A 16,136-nucleotide genomic window follows, 5' to 3' on the forward strand; every position below is an offset into this window, starting at 1 on the left:
GAGATAAAATTTACGACGTTTATCGTCAATTAGTCAGAGCAAGCGTAAAACAATGAAAGTGTAAAAAACATTTTCTCGCCAATTGTGGAGAAAATATGAAAGATAAGGAGATAATTGCAAGGATAAATAATTAACAGGCTGTTTTATAGAGAAATTATGGAGATTATAAATCAGCAAAGATTAAAAACAAAGCATTTAACCAGGAATAATCTGCAATCAATCTTCAGCGCACAAAAAAATAAGATTAAGGCGGAAAACCAATTACGCAATACCCCGCCGCCCGACCGGACGACGGAATATCTAGAACCGCTCCAGCATCAGTCCGGCCCGCTGGCCAAAAGCAACACCAGGGTTGGGAAACAGCACATATTCCTGCGCTTTTTCCACCACGTAGCGGATATCGCCATCTTCGGCCAACAGCGTACCGGCGGTGAACGACGTGAAGTTGAGCGTCTGCGCCGACATATGCAGTTGAAACAGTTCGCTGCTGCGGGTAATTTGCTGTACCACCCGATAACGCAACGGCGTTTGCCCTTCCTCCGCCGTCATATCGCCCGCCAGCAGACGTGCCAACGCATGTTGAGTCATGGCAAACTGGCTCAGATCGTTGTCGCCAAACGGTAACGCCTTGCCTAACTCCAGCGTGCAGGAAAGCGCACCAAAACGTTCACAGCTGAAATGGGTAAAGGTGCCGCCCGGTTGCTGATGAAACACCAGCGCTTCCAGGCCCGCCGCGCCCAGCCAGCGCAGAAAATCGTCATCCCACGGTTTATCCCGCGCCGGAAGCACGCCAAATCGAGGGTGGAGCGAACCGCGAATGGCAGTGTGTAAATCCAGATGCCAGCGATCCCCCGGAATTTCGGTATAAAACCGGGCCACCGTATGTTCTAACTGCCTGGCGCGAGCGGTTTCATCACTGGGACTAAACGCTCGCCAGCGCTCGCCAAACATACGGTTAATATCACTGTGCACATAGCGCTTGTTCGCTCGCAAAGCCGGTGGATTACCGAGGATCACCAGCAGCCGCCAGCGTAGCGGTAGCTCCCCGCAAAATAGCTGACGCAGCAGTAAATCGGTGATTTCAACCGGCGCGGTTTCATTACCATGAAGCCCGGCTGACAGCACCAGCGAACGATCGCAGGATTCATGGGGGATAAGCTGCAAAATACCGCAGTCAAGCCAGTGCCAGCGAAAGTGCGCAGTTTGGCCATGAAAATGGTGGGGCAAACGCCCCGCCAGGGTTAATGCCAGAAAGTCATCCATAACGCCTCCTTATTGCTGGAACGGATAGACCGAGCCGAGGCGCAGGATTTGGGTTAAGCGATCCAGCGCCTCACGCCCTTCGCGCAGCAACTGCGGGTCGGCAAGATCCGCCTGAGTCAGACGATCGCGGTAGTAGCGGTCCACCCAGTCATTAAGCGTCACGAACAGCCTGTCGTTCATCATGACCGCCGGATTGACGGCCTTCAGCTCGCTTTCGTTTAGTACCACCCGCAAGCGCAGGCAGGCGGGGCCACCGCCGTTGGCCATGCTTTCGCGCAGATCGTAGACCTGTAGCTCGTCAATGGGGTTATCCTCAGCCACCAGCTGGTTAAGATAGCGCCAGACACCTTCGTGTTCTTGCGCCTCCTGCGGCAGAATAAGCCGCATTCCGCCTTGCGCTTTACTCAGCAGTTGGCTGTTGAACAGATAGGTTGCCACCGCGTCTTCGACCGAGACCTGGCTTGCCGGTACGACGAGAGGCGTAAATCCAGGAACCTGCTGCGCCAGCTGTTGCAGCAGCTGCGGCTGATCAACAAACGCCTGCTCGTGGCAGAACAACACCTGCTGATTGCTCACCGCGATGACGTCATTATGAAAAACGCCTTTATCGATCACCGCCGGATTTTGCCGGGCGAAAATCACCTGTCGGGGATTGACCTGATTGAGGCGAGCGACGGCCTGGCTGGCCTCCAGCGTCTGCCGCGCCGGGTAGCGCTGCGGGTTGCTTTCGCCCCCTTGCTGGCGACCATAAATAAACAGCTGCACGCCCGGCGCGCCATATTCGCCGCCGAGGCGATTATGGTTTGCCGCCCCCTCGTCGCCGAACAGCGAGACCTGAGGCAGCGCGCCGTGTACCGCAAAGTGCTGTTCATCAGGGAAAATAGCCCGCAGCAGCGCTTCGGTGGTCGGCGCTTCGCTGGCGCGGTGGAATTTATCATTCAGATTGGCGACGGTCAGATGCACCCGCCCGTCCAGAGAATCAGCGGACGGCGAGACCGTGGCGGCGTTCGCCACCCACATCGATGAGGCGGAGCTGACCGCTGACAATAGATCGGGGGTCTGGCAGGCCGCTTTTTCCAACACCTGCTCATCGCTGCCGGTAAAACCAATCTGGCGCAGCAGCGGCAAATTTGGTCGCTCCTGCGGCGGGATCAGCGCCTGCGGATAGCCCGCGTCGGCAAGGGCCTTCATCTTCTTTAGCCCCTGCTTCGCTGCCAGCTGCGGGTTCGATATCCGATAGCGATGTTTGGTCGAAGCCTCGTTACCAAAAGATAATCCCGCATAGTGGTGGGTCAGGCCTGCAAGCCCGTCAAAGTTAACCTCCCAGGCTTTCATTGGGTGGGCTCCTGCTGGAAATCCAGCCCTGGGCTTAGCGTTGCCGGTAGCGACAAATCCGGTGACTCCAGGCTCGCCATCGGCCAGGCGCAATAGTCTGCAGCATACCAGGCGCCAGGTCGATGGTTGCCGGAGGCGCCGGTCCCCCCGAACGGCGCGGTGCTGGCGGCTCCGGTCAGCGGTTTGTTCCAGTTAACAATCCCGGCCCGCGCCTCCAGCAGCAGACGGTCAAACTTCTCGCGTTCAGCAGAGATTAGCCCGCACGAGAGCCCAAAGCGGGTCGCGTTGGCAAGGGTAATCGCCTCGTCAAAGTCGTCATAGCGCCAGACACAAAGCAGCGGGCCGAACACCTCTTCATCAGCCACCTGCGCCACCTCGCTCATCTCGATGATGCCGGGCGTCAGCAGGGACGTTCCGGCCTGCAGCAAGCGCGGCTCCAGCAGCGTCTTGCCACCGTTTGCCACATGCGCCAGCCACGCCTGATGGACCTTTTGCGCCGCCTGCGCTGAAATTACCCCACCGAGGAACGGCTGTGGGTCAGCATCCCACGCATCGGGGATGAGTCTTTGTGACACTGTCACAAGTCGTTGCAGAAACGCATCGCCCGCCTCACCGCGTTTAACCAGCAGACGACGCGCGCAGGTACAGCGCTGTCCGGCGGTAATAAACGCCGACTGGATCGTCAGATGGACAGCGGCGTCGATATCCTGCGGCTCATCGACAATTAGCGGATTATTGCCGCCCATTTCGAGGGCGAGAATTTTTTCCGGCTGGCCCGCCAACTGTTTGTGCAGTTGGAAACCAGTATGCGAGCTGCCAGTAAACAGCAGGCCGTCGATATCCGCCTGCCCGCTCAGGGCCTCGCCGGTTTCACGCCCCCCCTGGAGCAGGTTAAGCACGCCCGCTGGCAGGCCCGCCTCGGCCCACAGCCTCACCACCGCCTCACCGCTCTGCGGGGTCAGCTCGCTGGGTTTAAAAACCACGGTATTGCCCGCCAGCAGCGCCGGAACAATATGCCCGTTAGGCAGATGTCCGGGAAAATTATAGGGGCCAAACACTGCCAGTACGCCATGCGGACGGTGGCGCAGCGTCGCGGCTCCGTCGGCCATCGCGGTCTGCGCTTCTCCCGTACGGCTATGATAAGCACTCACTGAAATAGCCACCTTATTGATCATCGCAGTGATTTCCGTTGCCGCTTCCCAGCGCGGCTTGCCAGTCTCCTGAGCAATGATCGCCGTTAATTCCGTCTTGTTAGCCTCCAGCAGCGCGGCAAACTTTTCCGCTATCGTCCGACGCGCAGCGAAGGGCTGACGCGCCCAGGCCGGAAACGCCTGACGGGCAGCGCTCACCGCCAGCGTAACCTGCTCGGTATCCGCGTCATTACCCTGCCACAGCAGCGCCTGGCTCACCGGATTGTTTTTCGTTCGGGCCGGGCCGCGACCGCTTTGCCAGTCGCCATTAATCCATAAACTCATGATTTTTTCTCCTCGGGGCACAGGCGAACCAGTCTGACCGGGTCGCCGACGTGGCATTTCAGGGCATCGAGTTCGCGCGCGCTGAGCATCAGGCAGTCGGAATCCGGGTCTGCGTGAACTAACATGGCGCGAAACTGCTGATATTGCTCATTGGCGACCAGGCACACTGGCCACTCTCCGGGCGCTGGCTCTCCTTCTGCGACGGTAACCAGCCGACTTTTGCGGATAGCCCTGACGCGGTTAATTTCACACTCCAGCGTCGGACCGCCGTCGAAGATATCGACGTAATTAAGATAGCGGAAGCCCTCTTTCTCCAGCACCGCACGGGCCGGGGCCGTTTGCGGATGGACCTCGCCGATCACCGCGCGCGCCTCATCGGATAGAAAGTCGATGTACAGCGGATGCTTCGGCATCAGCGCGGCAATAAATGCCTTTTGTCCGGTGCCGCACAGGTAATCAGCGCGGGAAAATTCCATCGCAAAGAAACGTTTGCCGAGGCTTTCCCAGAACGGCGAATAGCCATGCTCATCGATAACCCCACGCATCTCCGCCACCACTTTTTCGTTGAAGCGCTCGCGGAACGCGGCCATAAACAAAAAGCGCGATTTCGACAGCAGGTAGCCGTTGCCCTCTTTGCGCCATTTCGGGTCGAGAAACAGCGTGCACAGTTCGCTGCTGCCGGTGTGGTCGTTACTGAGAAACAGCGTCGGCAAGGCGTTATAGACGTTAAGCTCTTTCGAAGCATGGACCTGGGTCCCGACGCGGTAGTTGTACCAGGGATCGTTCAACCCCACCGCCACCTCAATAGCGCAAATCCCCGCCACCGCGCCGCTGGTGCAATCCTCAAGTACGAACACATAGCCCTGTTCGCTTTTCGGCAGCTCACCGCGCCAGGTCATCTGCGAGCGCTCAATCCGCGCAGCGAGCGTCGCCTCATCAGCCGGAAGCGACGTCAGGCCGCCGCCGGTCTCGCCCGCCAGGGTCATCAACCCCGGCAGATCGCCTTTTTCAACAGGACGGATCACCATCATGATGAGACCCCCGCAAGAAAGTGTTTGCAGGCCAGCTCAAAGCGATCCAGCCCGCTGTTAACCTCTTCTTCACTGACAATTAGCGCGGGCGCAAAGCGCACCACGTTCGCACCAGCAATCAGGATCATCAGCCCATCTTCCGCCGCCTGGTTGCTGATAGCCTTTGCCTTCCCGGCATATTCCTCTTTCAACACGCAGCCAATCAGCAGCCCCAGACCACGGATCTCTTTAAACAGGCCGTAACGCGCGTTAATGGCGTTGAGTCGTTCACTGAACCACTGATGGCGCTGCTTAACGCCGTTGAGCACGGCTGGGGTATTGACGATGGATAACACCTCTCCAGCCACCGCGCTGGCCAGCGGGTTGCCGCCGTAGGTGGTCCCGTGGGTACCGACGGTCATTACGCTCGCGCAATGCTCCGTAGCCAGCAGCGCGCCAATCGGAAAACCACCGCCCAGCGCTTTAGCGGTCGAAAGCACGTCCGGCGTGACACCATAGTGCATATAGGCGTACAGCTCACCTGTGCGCCCGACGCCAGTCTGCACTTCATCGAAGATCAGCAGTGCGTTATGCGCATCGCATAGCTTGCGCAGACCGCGCAGGAAATGGGGATCGGCTGGCACTACGCCGCCTTCCCCCTGCATTGGCTCGACAATCACCGCGCAGGTATCGTCATTAATCAGCGCTTTTGCCGAATCAAGATCGTTGTATATGGCGTGTTGAATTTGCGGCGGCAACGGCGCGAAGTCCTGCGAATAGGCGGGCTGGCCGCCAGCGGAAACGGTGAACAATGTGCGGCCATGGAAGGCATTTTTGAACGCGACAATGCCGCTTTTCTGGCTACCGAAATGGTCGTGAGCGTATTTACGCGCCAGCTTGAGCGCCGCTTCGTTGGCTTCAGCCCCCGAGTTACAGAAAAAGACCCGGTCGGCAAAGGTGGCGTCAATCAGCTGTTTAGCCAGGCGCAATACCGGCTCATTGGTATAGCCGTTGCCGGTATGCCAGAATTTCCCCGCCTGTTCGTTCAGCGCCTTCACCAGTTGCGGATTCGCATGACCGAGGGCGTTCACCGCAATGCCGCCCGCAAAATCGATATACTCCTTCCCCTGCTGATCCCACAGGCGTGAACCTTCGCCGCGTACCGGAATAAAAGCCGCTGGCGCGTAAACAGGCATCATCCATTCATCAAAGTGGCTACGCGTAATTGACTGAGACATATCGACCTCTTCCGGTAAATAAAAAGTTTAAATAATGTTAATAAATATGGTTATCACGGTGTAAATGTAGATTGCACGGTTCGTGCCAGCCAGAGGAAAAAATGCATAAATCGAGGTCAACAACGAAATATCAACAAGTTACAAAAGTCACCTATTCACATAAAATGCATAAAAAGTGAATAAAAATGTCATGCGAGCCTTTTACAGTGGAAAAAAAAGAAAGATTATGCAGAGGGGAGATATAATTCTGTAATTGTGATCCTCTACGAAATTTATCGGCAATATTCGCCCTTTTTTGGCGCATCGCGTTCCAGAATGGTGCACAGTTTGTGCAAACGGGCTACCGACCACAGCAATTGGCAGAATAAACCGCCTTTGCGCAGCCAGACCGGCGAATTTCTGCTACCATCCCTGCACTATTCACCTTGCACAGTGGCAGCGACTATGAAATTTGTCTCCTTTAATATCAACGGCCTGCGTGCCCGCCCGCATCAGCTGGCCGCCATCATCGACAAACACCAGCCCGACGTCATCGGCCTGCAGGAAACCAAAGTTCACGACGATATGTTTCCGCTTGAAGACGTGGCGAAGCTTGGCTACAACGTTTTTTATCATGGGCAGAAAGGCCATTACGGCGTTGCGCTACTGACCAAAGAAACGCCTGTCTCCGTGCGTCGCGGTTTCCCAAACGACGGTGAAGAGGCCCAGCGCCGCATTATCATGGCAGAAGTCCCTTCCCCATTTGGCAACGTCACGGTCATTAACGGCTACTTCCCGCAGGGTGAAAGCCGCGATCATGAAACCAAATTCCCGGCGAAAGCGGCGTTTTATCAAAATCTGCAAAACTACCTGGATACCGAGCTGAACAAAGAAAATCCGGTGTTGATCATGGGCGATATGAATATCAGCCCTACCGATTTGGATATCGGTATCGGCGAAGAGAACCGCAAGCGCTGGCTGCGTACCGGCAAATGCTCGTTCCTGCCGGAAGAGCGTGAATGGATGGAGCGCCTGTTGGGCTGGGGTCTGGTCGATACATACCGCCATGCCAACCCGCAGGACAACGAGCATTTCTCGTGGTTCGATTACCGCTCGAAGGGCTTTGATGACAACCGCGGCCTGCGTATCGACCTGCTGCTGGCCAGTTCACCGCTGGCGCAGCGTTGTGTCGAAACCGGCATTGACTATGAGATTCGTGGCATGGAAAAACCGTCCGACCATGCGCCGGTTTGGGCAACCTTCAAACCGTAAATCTCTCCCTGCATCAGGCTCTCTGCCCCGGAGAGCCTGAGCCATATCAAAAAAGCCGCGGTAATAGATTGTGAACGGCGGCAATCTATTATACTGTCGCGCGCACTTTTACCGCCCGTTCAATACAGGAGAACCCAATGCAAAAGAAGCCGTCATAAAGCAGAATATAAGCTGCTTTTTGTTGTGGTCGTATTGTGCATTGTCGCCTGTATTATCCAGCAGTCGGGTCTTACCGAACTGATGACTCATTTTCATCATCTGCGCGAGGTTATCCTTCAGAGCGGAACCTTCGGCTATACGCTCTATATTTTGCTGTTTATTATCGCAACCTTGTGTTTGATGCCAGGAAGTATTTTGGTTATTGCCGGGGGGATTATTTTTGGCCCGCTGCTGGGCACCGTACTCTCGCTGCTGGCCGCGACCGCCGCCTCTTCGCTATCGTTTCTGTTTGCCCGCTGGCTGGGCCGCGAGCTGCTGTTAAAATATGTCGGACGGACGGCGGTATTTCAGGCAATCGAAAAAGGTATCGCTCGTAGCGGAACCGATTTTTTAATTCTGACGCGGCTGATACCGCTATTCCCATATAATATTCAAAATTACGCCTATGGCCTGACGGCTATTCCGTTCTGGTCATTTACCTTTATTTCCGCCATCACTACTTTACCCGGCATATTTATATATACGCTGATGGCCAGCGAGCTTCTCCGCGACGGTATTACGCTCCTCTTTGTGCTTAAACTGACTCTCGCAGGTCTGGCCTTATTTGCCCTGATACAAGCGGCGAAAAGATACGCCCGCTACCGGCGAATCGATACCGAACAACGACAGGCTGACAATGAAAAATTATAACGCGTACTATCGGGCGGCGATCGGCATCGTGCTGATCGTCGCCCTGCTGGCCTGGTGGCTGGTACCTGGCGTAAATACGTTTATGCAGCACAGCCTCGCGGCCTTTGCGACCCTCGATCAGCAGGCGATTGAGCGCTTTATCGACTCCTGGGGTCCACAGGCAGCGCTCGTTTCCTTCGCACTGATGGTTCTGCAAGCGATCATTGCCCCGCTTCCCGCCTTTCTGATCACCTTCGCCAACGCGTCGCTGTTCGGCGCCTTTTGGGGTGGCGTGCTCTCATGGGTGAGTTCCATGACCGGCGCGGCGCTATGCTTTTTTATCGCCCGGGTATTGGGCCGCGAGGTGGTGGAGAAACTCACCGGCAAAAGCGTGTTGCAGAGTATGGATGGCTTTTTTACCCGCTACGGCAAACACACCATCTTAATTTGCCGCCTGCTGCCGTTCGTCCCTTTCGACCCGGTGAGCTACGCCGCCGGGCTCACATCGATACGTTTTCGCCACTTTATGCTGGCCACCGGTGTCGGCCAACTACCCGCGACAATTGTCTACTCCTGGGCCGGTAGCCTGCTCACCGGCGGCACCTTCTGGCTGGTGACCGGTTTATCGATTCTATTTGCGCTGGCGATTGTGGTGGTCGTCGCAAAAGCCCTCTATCTTGAACAGCAAAAGAGGAGTTCACGTTGAGCTTACCGCCCCTGAAGTCAATTCCCCTTATCTTACGCCCGCAGGCCTGGCTGCACCGCCGCCACTACGGCGAAGTGCTCAGCCCTATCCGCTGGTGGGGGCGCATTCCGCTGGTGTTTTACCTGGTGTCGATGTTCGTCGGCTATCTGGAGCGCAAACGCTCGCCCCTCGACCCGGTACTGCGATCGCTGGTCAGCGCCCGCATTGCGCAACTCTGCTTGTGCGAGTTTTGTATTGATATTACCAATATGAAGCTGGCGGAACGCACCGGCAGCAGCGACAAGCTACTGGCGGTCGCCAACTGGCAAAACAGCGCATTGTTCAGCGAGCGCGAGCGCCTGGCGCTGGAGTATGCCGAAGCCGCCAGCATGACGCCTCCGGTCGTCGACGATGCGCTGCGCAGTAAAATGGCCGCGCAATTTGATGCCCAGGCGCTGACCGAACTCACGGCGCTTATCGGTTTACAGAACCTGTCGGCGCGCTTTAACTCGGCGATGGCGATCCCCGCACAGGGGCTATGCCAGATCCCAACCGATTCAAAACCATAAGGAGTGGTTATGCGCAGTTTGTTGATCCTGGCTTTACTATTGCTCTCTCCATTGACCGCCAGCGCTAACTGGCAATCCACACAACAAGAAGCCCGCGGTCAGACGGTATGGTTTAACGCCTGGGGTGGAGATCCGGCGGTCAACCGCTATCTCGATTGGGTCAGCGGCGAAGTAAAGCGTGATTACGCCATCGACCTGCGCATCGTGCATATCGCCGACGCCGCTGACGCGGTTAAACGCATCCAGACCGAAGCCCGGGCCGGGCGCAGTCAAGGTGGCTCCATCGATCTGCTTTGGGTCAACGGCGAAAACTTCCGCACTCTGAAAAGCGCAAATCTACTGCAAACTCAATGGGCGGAAACGCTGCCCAACTGGCGCTTTGTCGATACGCAAAAACCGGTACGTGAAGATTTCTCGATTCCCACCGACGGCGCGGAATCACCGTGGGGCGGCGCGCAGCTCACCTTTATCGCCCGCCGCTCACAGACGCCTGATGCCCCCAGGAATGCGCAGGAACTGCTGACGTTCGCCGGCGCTCATCCCGACAGCGTCACCTATCCGCGCCCGCCAGATTTCACCGGCACCGCTTTTCTCGAACAACTGCTGCTGACGCTGACCCAACAACCTGATGCCCTGAGCCAGCCGCCGCAGGAGGCCTCCTTCGCCGCCGTGACCGCGCCCCTGTGGCAGTATCTCGACCAGCTTCACCCTCTACTGTGGCGTCAGGGCCGCGACTTCCCGGCCTCGCCCGCCCGTATGGATACGATGCTGACGAGCGGTACGCTTAAGCTTTCATTGACCTTCAACCCGCTTCACGCGCAGCAAAAAGCAACCAGCGGCGAACTACCAGAGGACAGCTACGGATTTGGCTTTACGAAAGGCATGCTTGGTAACGTCCACTTTGTGGCGATCCCAGCCAACGCACGCGCCACGGCGGGTGCAAAAGTGGTCGCCAATTTCCTGCTCTCGCCCGAAGCGCAACTGCGCAAAGCTGACCCGGCAATATGGGGCGACCCCAGCGTGCTGGATCCGGCGAGTTTAACGGATACTCAGCGCCAGGCCTTTAACGCCGTTGTGCCGCAGAATATGCCGCCGATGCTGGGCGAACCGCACGCTGCCTGGGTTGATGCGCTGGAGCAGGAATGGCTGCGCCGCTACGGTACGCACTAACGCTGCTAACCTGGGGAGCGGTGGCGCTGATCTATTTGCCGCTGCTCCCGGCGGCTTTACTGATGACGCTGCCAGCGCTGCGCCTCGCCTGCTGGCAGACGCTATTTGCCGATCCACAGTTCACTCAGGCGCTAACGGCGACTCTGGTTTCAACGCTGCTGTCGGTTGGCGGCGCGCTGCTTATCACCGCCACTGTTGTTGCGGCACTATGGCCATCGACTGGCTGGCAACGGCTGGTGAGAAGGCTTCCGCTGCTGCTGGCGGTGCCCCACATCGCTTTCGCCACCGCTGCCCTGCTGCTGTTTGCCGAGGGCGGCTGGCTCTATCGCCTCTGCCCCTTTTTATCCCCCACGGTCGACCGCTACGGCATCGGTCTGGGCCTGACGATGGCGGTTAAAGAGAGCGGTTTTCTGTTGTGGGTGGTTTATGGCCTGTTGGGTGAGAAGCGTCTGGCCGGGCAGGCCACGGTATTAAAAAGCCTCGGTTATGGTCGCTGGCAGTGTCTGAAATGGCTGATTTTACCGGCGCTGCTTCCGTCGCTGTCGATAGTGCTGCTGGCGACCACCGCCTGGAGCCTTTCGCTGGTGGACGTCGCGCTGGTGATCGGCCCCGGCAACCCGCCGACGCTGGCGGTGCTGGCATGGCAATGGCTAAACCAGGGCGATGATGCACAGCAGGCTAAAGGTGCTATCGCCAGCCTGGTCTTGCTGTTGATCCTCACCGTTATGGCGACCGGGGCATATGGCGCGTGGCGTCTCTGGCGTCGGCGGATACCGCGCGTTGAGGGAATGCGTCAACCGCAGCCAAGAGCGCTGGCGGGGAAAACGTTCGCCATTTTCCTGCCACTGTGCGGCGTGGTCTGCGCTCTGTTTCTCGCGGCCGTCGCGCAAAATACCCAGCCGGTCAGCGAGAGCGTCAGCAATAGTTTATGGTTGGGGCTATGCTCAGCGCTTATCGGAGCGGTGATTTGCCTGCTGTGGCTGGAGCTTGGCCCCTCCCGCGTCAGTGGATGGATTTGGCTACCGCTGGTTTTGCCCGCGTTACCGCTGGCGGACGGGCAATATCAGCTGGCGCTGTATGCATGGCTGGACGGCGAGTGGCTCACCGTTTTGTGGGGACATCTGCTGTGGGTGGTGCCGTGGATGCTGTTTATCCTGCGCCCGGCGTGGCGTAGTCTCGACCCGCGCACGGTACTGGTTGCGCGCACTCTCGGCTGGCAACGGGGGCGCATCTTCTGGCTGGTCACGCTGCCCTCGCTAACGCGCCCTTTGTTGACCGCGCTGGCGGTCGGCTTTTCAGTGAGCATTGCGCAATATCTGCCGACCCTGTGGCTGGGGGCCGGGCGAATTCCAACGCTCACCAGCGAAGCCGTGGCTCTGAGCAGCGGCGGCGATACGCCAACCCTCGCCGCCCAGGCGTTATGGCAGCTTCTCTTACCGGCGATCTTCTTTGCCCTCACCGCCCTGCTGGCCTGGCTGACGGGCCGCTATCGACAAGGATTACGCTAATGTTGACCGTCAAAAACTTAACCCTGGCGCTCGATAAACAGTCGCTGCTGCGCAATGTGGATTTTTCAGTGGTTCCCGGTGAAGTCCTGACGCTGATGGGGCCGTCCGGTAGCGGAAAGTCGACCCTGTTTGCCTGGATGGTGGGTGTGCTGGCGGAGAATTTCCGCGCCTCCGGCGAGCTGTGGCTGGATAACCAGCGCTGCGATAATTTGCCAACCGAGCGGCGGCGCATCGGTATTTTGTTTCAGGACGCGCTGCTGTTCGACCACTTCAGCGTCGGGCAAAACCTGCTGCTGGCGCTTCCTGCGGAAATCAAAGGAGCACAGCGCAAAGTTCAGGTGGAACAGACGCTGGAGCGCGCCGGGCTGGCGGGTTTCTATTCCCGCGATCCGGCGACGCTTTCCGGCGGCCAGCGCGCGCGGGTTAGCCTGCTGCGCGCCCTGCTGGCACAACCACGGGCGCTGCTGCTGGATGAGCCGTTTAATCGCCTCGACGTTGACCTGCGCACCGACTTTCGCCAGTGGGTATTCGACGAACTGGCGCGTCTGGCGATCCCTGCGGTGCTGGTCACTCATGACAGCCAGGATACTCCCATCGGGGGGCGCTGTTTGCATATGAGTCTCTGGCAATGAAAGCCTGCGCTATCGCAAAGAATTATCCACTGAAAGCGCGGAGAATTACCGCTCAATTTTCTACTGTCGGGCATTTCGATGAAACGTGTTTCTCAATTGACCGCACTCGCCCTGCTGATGGGGCTTGCTGCTACTTCCACTCTCGCCGCTGAAACCATGCCAACGCTCACGCTTTCCACCCTGCAACAGCAGAATGGCGTCACCATTGATACCCGTCTCAGCGCTTTCTATAACGGTTGGCCGCAAAACGCCAACGGCACGCAAGGCCATGAGCCGCAGGCGCTGAATCTTTCCGCCAACTGGCTTAGCGCCATGAGCGACGAGCAGATCCGCGATTGGGCTAAGCAACATAATTTACAGGCGGCAACGCCGATTGCGCTGTACGGCAATGCGGACGACAACGCCAAAGTGGCAGCACGGCTTCAGGCCGCCGGATTTACCCATCTCAGCGCGCTCGGCGATGCCCTGAGCCAGGCAGATCGTCTGCAAAAACTGCCACATTTTGAGCAACTGGTTTATCCGCAATGGCTGCACGATCTCCAGCAAGGCAAAAAGGTGACTGCCGCCCCTGCCGGGCAATGGAAGGTGATTGAAGCCGCCTGGGGCGCGCCGAAGTTTTATTTGCTCAACCATATTCCAGGTGCCGGTTATATCGACACCAACGAGGTTGAAAGCGAGCCGCTGTGGAATAAAGTCTCCGACGAGCAGCTTAAAGCGATGCTGGCAAAACACGGTATTCGCCATGACACCACGGTGATTCTGTACGGTCGGGACGTATATGCCGCAGCCCGCGTGGCGCAGATCATGCTGTACGCTGGGGTAAAAGATGTGCGCCTGCTCGATGGCGGCTGGAAAACCTGGTCCGATGCCGGGCTGCCGGTTGAACGCGGAACGCCGCCGAAACAGAAATCCGAGCCGGACTTCGGCACGACTATTCCGGGTCAGCCACAGCTGATGCTCAATACCGAACAGGCTCGAGCCCTGCTGCATCGTCAGGACGCTTCGCTGGTAAGCATTCGTTCCTGGCCGGAGTTTATTGGCACCACCAGCGGCTACAGCTACATCAAGCCGATGGGTGAGATTGCCGGTGCCCGCTGGGGCCACGCCGGAAGCGACTCTACCCATATGGAGGATTTCCATAATCCGGACGGCACCATGCGCAGCGCCGATGATATCGCCGCGATGTGGAAATCATGGAATATTCTGCCGAGCCAGCAGGTCTCTTTCTACTGCGGCACCGGCTGGCGCGCCTCAGAAACGTTTATGTACGCCCGGGCAATGGGCTGGCAAAACGTCTCGGTGTACGACGGCGGCTGGTACGAATGGAGCAGTAATCCGAAAAACCCGATTGCGACTGGCGATCGTAAACCAGAGTGATATCGTGGCTTTGATGCCGGGCGATGGATTTGCCCGGCACGTTAATGATAAAGGATTACAAAATTGACCATTAATACCAATCATATCGAAAATCTTATTCTGACATTCATGGTGGTTTTACCCATTGTGGCCACTGTCGCTGTTGCATGGCAAACCTGGTATAAACATAAGTCTGATCCCGACACTTTCGGCAAACACTGGCGCGTATGGCGCAATGCGATCCTGACGATAATTATTAGCGCTGTGGTGGGTTTTGGCCTGGTGTTAGCCAGCCTTACAAACTAATTCACTCCTGATTCGCTTTACCACCAGCGCGGTTATTTTCTTGTGGGCGCTGATTATCTTTTAGAGTCGTATAAGTTTTGCTGCCGGGTGCTGAATTCACCCGGCGCGATATATGGTCAAGGACGACGAAATTGAACTATACCGGAAATGTTTTTAATCTTTTTCTGACATGCATAGTGGTTTGGCCCACAGTGATCATTATTGTTGCGGCACGGAAAACATGGCTTAAATACGCATCCTCCCCCGACGCGTTCGACAAATACAGTCGTATATGGCGCTATGCGATCCTGACGATAATTATCAGCGCTGGGGTAGGTTTTGGCCTGGTATTAGGCAGCATTATAAGTTAATTACCTTCGGGTTTACCTTACCGCGAGCGCTATCATTTTCTTTTTGGCGCTGATTTTCTTTTAGAGTCAGATAACCGCTCCACACCCGCGTAAAGGTCGTCAGCCAGCACAGGGCGCCAAAAATCCACGCCAGCCAGGCAAACCATTCCGGAAACAGGCAGCCCAGCACAAACAGCGCAATGGTCTCCGTCCCCTCGGTCAAACCGCCAATGTAATAAAACGATTTATGGGCATAGCCTGGATTATCTATCTGATGCTTCGCCGCCAGCGCGGCAAAGGCCAGAAAGCTGCTGCCGGTACCGATAAAAGCAAACAACAGCCAGCCGCCCGCCAGCGCGTTTTGCGTCGGGTCGGCGAGGATAAAGCCAAACGGCACCAGCGCGTAAAACAGGAAATCGAGCGAAATATCCAGAAAGCCGCCCGCGTCGGTCAGCCCACGCCGCCGGGCCAGCGCACCGTCTAAACCGTCCAGCAGGCGGTTGAATACTATCGCCGCCAGCGCCGCCTGATACCAGCCCAGCGCCAGAAACGGCAGCGCCAGCACGCCAATCGCAAAGCCAAACAACGTCAGGCCATCGGGGGAAATCGCGGGACGGTCCAGCAATGCGGCCGTGGCGTTGAGCAAAGGTTTCAGTCGAGGATGCAAATGGCGGTCAAGCACGGAGTCTCTCCAGCGGGTTTAGGGTTGTTTGAACGGCACGAAGGCGGTGATAATAGGCCATTATCCCGCACAGAACGATGATTCACATGCTAAAAACCATTGATGTTGTTGCCGCCATTATCGAACGTGACGGGCAAATTTTGCTGGCGCAGCGACCAGCGCAGGCCGATCAGCCTGGGATGTGGGAATTTGCCGGTGGTAAAGTCGAGCCAGGCGAAACACAAGCTCAGGCGCTGACCCGTGAGCTTCAGGAAGAACTCAGGATCGTCGCCCAACCGCAATGCTATATCGCCAGCCATCAGCGCGAAGTCTCCGCCCGCCTGATTCACCTTCACGCCTGGTGGGTCCCGCATTTTAGCGGCGAGCCAACAGCCCACTACCACAGCCAGCTACGCTGGTGCTCGCCGCAGGAAGCCTTAACCTTCAATCTTGCGCCAGCCGATATCCCCCTGCTGGAAGCCTTTATCGCCCAACGCGCATCTCTCCTTTCCCGCTAATT

16 protein-coding genes are annotated in these 16,136 nt (G+C 57.3%); 10 read left to right on the top strand and 6 right to left on the bottom strand.

The window, feature by feature from the left end; translation table 11 throughout:
- Positions 1-300: 300 nt before the first annotated feature.
- The 5 genes from astE to astC are packed head-to-tail and all read right to left on the bottom strand — an operon-like array spanning position 301 to position 6,321.
- Positions 301-1,263 carry a succinylglutamate desuccinylase gene (astE, locus tag HV213_RS16870; RefSeq protein ID WP_181482584.1) on the bottom strand — a complete coding sequence of 321 codons (963 nt, stop codon included), beginning with the start codon at positions 1,261-1,263 and terminating at the stop codon, positions 301-303.
- A 9-nt stretch (positions 1,264-1,272) separates the two neighbouring features.
- On the bottom strand, positions 1,273-2,598 hold the full coding sequence (gene astB / locus HV213_RS16875) for an N-succinylarginine dihydrolase (protein ID WP_181482585.1): 1,326 nt from the start codon (positions 2,596-2,598) through the stop codon (positions 1,273-1,275).
- Entirely contained in the window at positions 2,595-4,073 is a 1,479-nt protein-coding gene (gene astD, locus HV213_RS16880; protein ID WP_181482586.1) for a succinylglutamate-semialdehyde dehydrogenase, read from the bottom strand. The genes astB and astD overlap by 4 nt, the downstream gene beginning before the upstream one ends.
- On the bottom strand, positions 4,070-5,104 hold the full coding sequence (astA, locus tag HV213_RS16885; RefSeq protein WP_181482587.1) for an arginine N-succinyltransferase: 1,035 nt from the start codon (positions 5,102-5,104) through the stop codon (positions 4,070-4,072). Before astA ends, astD begins: the two co-directional genes overlap by 4 nt.
- Positions 5,101-6,321 carry a succinylornithine/acetylornithine transaminase gene (astC, locus tag HV213_RS16890; protein ID WP_181482588.1) on the bottom strand — a complete coding sequence of 407 codons (1,221 nt, stop codon included), beginning with the start codon at positions 6,319-6,321 and terminating at the stop codon, positions 5,101-5,103. Before astC ends, astA begins: the two co-directional genes overlap by 4 nt.
- A 444-nt stretch (positions 6,322-6,765) precedes the next feature.
- On the opposite strand from astC, the gene xthA reads away from it, so the two are divergent.
- The 9 genes from xthA to HV213_RS16935 all read left to right on the top strand — a co-directional run bounded on the left by xthA (position 6,766) and on the right by HV213_RS16935 (position 14,626).
- Positions 6,766-7,572, top strand: coding sequence for an exodeoxyribonuclease III (gene xthA, locus HV213_RS16895; RefSeq protein WP_181482589.1), 807 nt, complete (start codon positions 6,766-6,768; stop codon positions 7,570-7,572).
- A gap of 183 nt (positions 7,573-7,755) precedes the next feature.
- Entirely contained in the window at positions 7,756-8,421 is a 666-nt protein-coding gene (locus HV213_RS16900) for a TVP38/TMEM64 family protein (protein WP_181482590.1), read from the top strand.
- Positions 8,408-9,106, top strand: a complete 699-nt coding sequence (locus tag HV213_RS16905; protein ID WP_181482591.1) for a TVP38/TMEM64 family protein — start codon at positions 8,408-8,410, stop codon at positions 9,104-9,106. The genes HV213_RS16900 and HV213_RS16905 overlap by 14 nt, the downstream gene beginning before the upstream one ends.
- Entirely contained in the window at positions 9,103-9,654 is a 552-nt protein-coding gene (locus HV213_RS16910; protein ID WP_181482592.1) for a carboxymuconolactone decarboxylase family protein, read from the top strand. Before HV213_RS16905 ends, HV213_RS16910 begins: the two co-directional genes overlap by 4 nt.
- Before the next feature lie 9 nt (positions 9,655-9,663).
- On the top strand, positions 9,664-10,824 hold the full coding sequence (locus tag HV213_RS16915) for an ABC transporter substrate-binding protein (protein ID WP_181482593.1): 1,161 nt from the start codon (positions 9,664-9,666) through the stop codon (positions 10,822-10,824).
- A complete protein-coding gene (locus HV213_RS16920) occupies positions 10,797-12,332 on the top strand; it encodes an ABC transporter permease subunit (protein ID WP_181482594.1) in 1,536 nt (511 codons plus the stop codon). The genes HV213_RS16915 and HV213_RS16920 overlap by 28 nt, the downstream gene beginning before the upstream one ends.
- Positions 12,332-12,964 carry an ATP-binding cassette domain-containing protein gene (locus HV213_RS16925; RefSeq protein ID WP_181482595.1) on the top strand — a complete coding sequence of 211 codons (633 nt, stop codon included), beginning with the start codon at positions 12,332-12,334 and terminating at the stop codon, positions 12,962-12,964. Before HV213_RS16920 ends, HV213_RS16925 begins: the two co-directional genes overlap by 1 nt.
- Positions 12,965-13,042: 78 nt before the next feature.
- Positions 13,043-14,341, top strand: a complete 1,299-nt coding sequence (locus HV213_RS16930; RefSeq protein WP_181482596.1) for a rhodanese-like domain-containing protein — start codon at positions 13,043-13,045, stop codon at positions 14,339-14,341.
- A 63-nt stretch (positions 14,342-14,404) separates the two neighbouring features.
- Positions 14,405-14,626, top strand: a complete 222-nt coding sequence (locus HV213_RS16935) for a hypothetical protein (RefSeq protein ID WP_181482597.1) — start codon at positions 14,405-14,407, stop codon at positions 14,624-14,626.
- Positions 14,627-14,965: 339 nt separating this feature from the next.
- Here HV213_RS16935 and HV213_RS16940 read toward each other — a convergent pair whose 3' ends face one another.
- A complete protein-coding gene (locus HV213_RS16940) occupies positions 14,966-15,637 on the bottom strand; it encodes a CDP-alcohol phosphatidyltransferase family protein (protein WP_181482598.1) in 672 nt (223 codons plus the stop codon).
- A gap of 86 nt (positions 15,638-15,723) precedes the next feature.
- Here HV213_RS16940 and HV213_RS16945 point away from each other — a divergent pair, with 86 nt between their 5' ends.
- Positions 15,724-16,134: a pyrimidine (deoxy)nucleoside triphosphate diphosphatase gene (locus tag HV213_RS16945; protein ID WP_181482599.1), complete on the top strand. Its 411-nt coding sequence runs from the start codon at positions 15,724-15,726 to the stop codon at positions 16,132-16,134.
- The last annotated feature ends 2 nt before the right edge of the window (positions 16,135-16,136 follow it).

The sequence above is a fragment of the Klebsiella sp. RHBSTW-00484 genome, from assembly GCF_013705725.1.
Classification (GTDB): Bacteria; Pseudomonadota; Gammaproteobacteria; order Enterobacterales; family Enterobacteriaceae; genus Klebsiella.

What these genes read in the sequence shown, in the direction of transcription:
- astE (WP_181482584.1), bottom strand. Translation starts at nt 1,263, where the DNA reads ATGGATGACTTTCTGGCATTAACCCTGGCGGGGCGTTTGCCCCACCAT.
- astB (WP_181482585.1), bottom strand. Translation starts at nt 2,598, where the DNA reads ATGAAAGCCTGGGAGGTTAACTTTGACGGGCTTGCAGGCCTGACCCAC.
- astD (WP_181482586.1), bottom strand. Translation starts at nt 4,073, where the DNA reads ATGAGTTTATGGATTAATGGCGACTGGCAAAGCGGTCGCGGCCCGGCC.
- astA (WP_181482587.1), bottom strand. Translation starts at nt 5,104, where the DNA reads ATGATGGTGATCCGTCCTGTTGAAAAAGGCGATCTGCCGGGGTTGATG.
- astC (WP_181482588.1), bottom strand. Translation starts at nt 6,321, where the DNA reads ATGTCTCAGTCAATTACGCGTAGCCACTTTGATGAATGGATGATGCCT.
- xthA (WP_181482589.1), top strand. Translation starts at nt 6,766, where the DNA reads ATGAAATTTGTCTCCTTTAATATCAACGGCCTGCGTGCCCGCCCGCAT.
- HV213_RS16905 (WP_181482591.1), top strand. Translation starts at nt 8,408, where the DNA reads ATGAAAAATTATAACGCGTACTATCGGGCGGCGATCGGCATCGTGCTG.
- HV213_RS16915 (WP_181482593.1), top strand. Translation starts at nt 9,664, where the DNA reads ATGCGCAGTTTGTTGATCCTGGCTTTACTATTGCTCTCTCCATTGACC.
- HV213_RS16920 (WP_181482594.1), top strand. Translation starts at nt 10,797, where the DNA reads ATGGCTGCGCCGCTACGGTACGCACTAACGCTGCTAACCTGGGGAGCG.
- HV213_RS16925 (WP_181482595.1), top strand. Translation starts at nt 12,332, where the DNA reads ATGTTGACCGTCAAAAACTTAACCCTGGCGCTCGATAAACAGTCGCTG.
- HV213_RS16930 (WP_181482596.1), top strand. Translation starts at nt 13,043, where the DNA reads ATGAAACGTGTTTCTCAATTGACCGCACTCGCCCTGCTGATGGGGCTT.
- HV213_RS16945 (WP_181482599.1), top strand. Translation starts at nt 15,724, where the DNA reads ATGCTAAAAACCATTGATGTTGTTGCCGCCATTATCGAACGTGACGGG.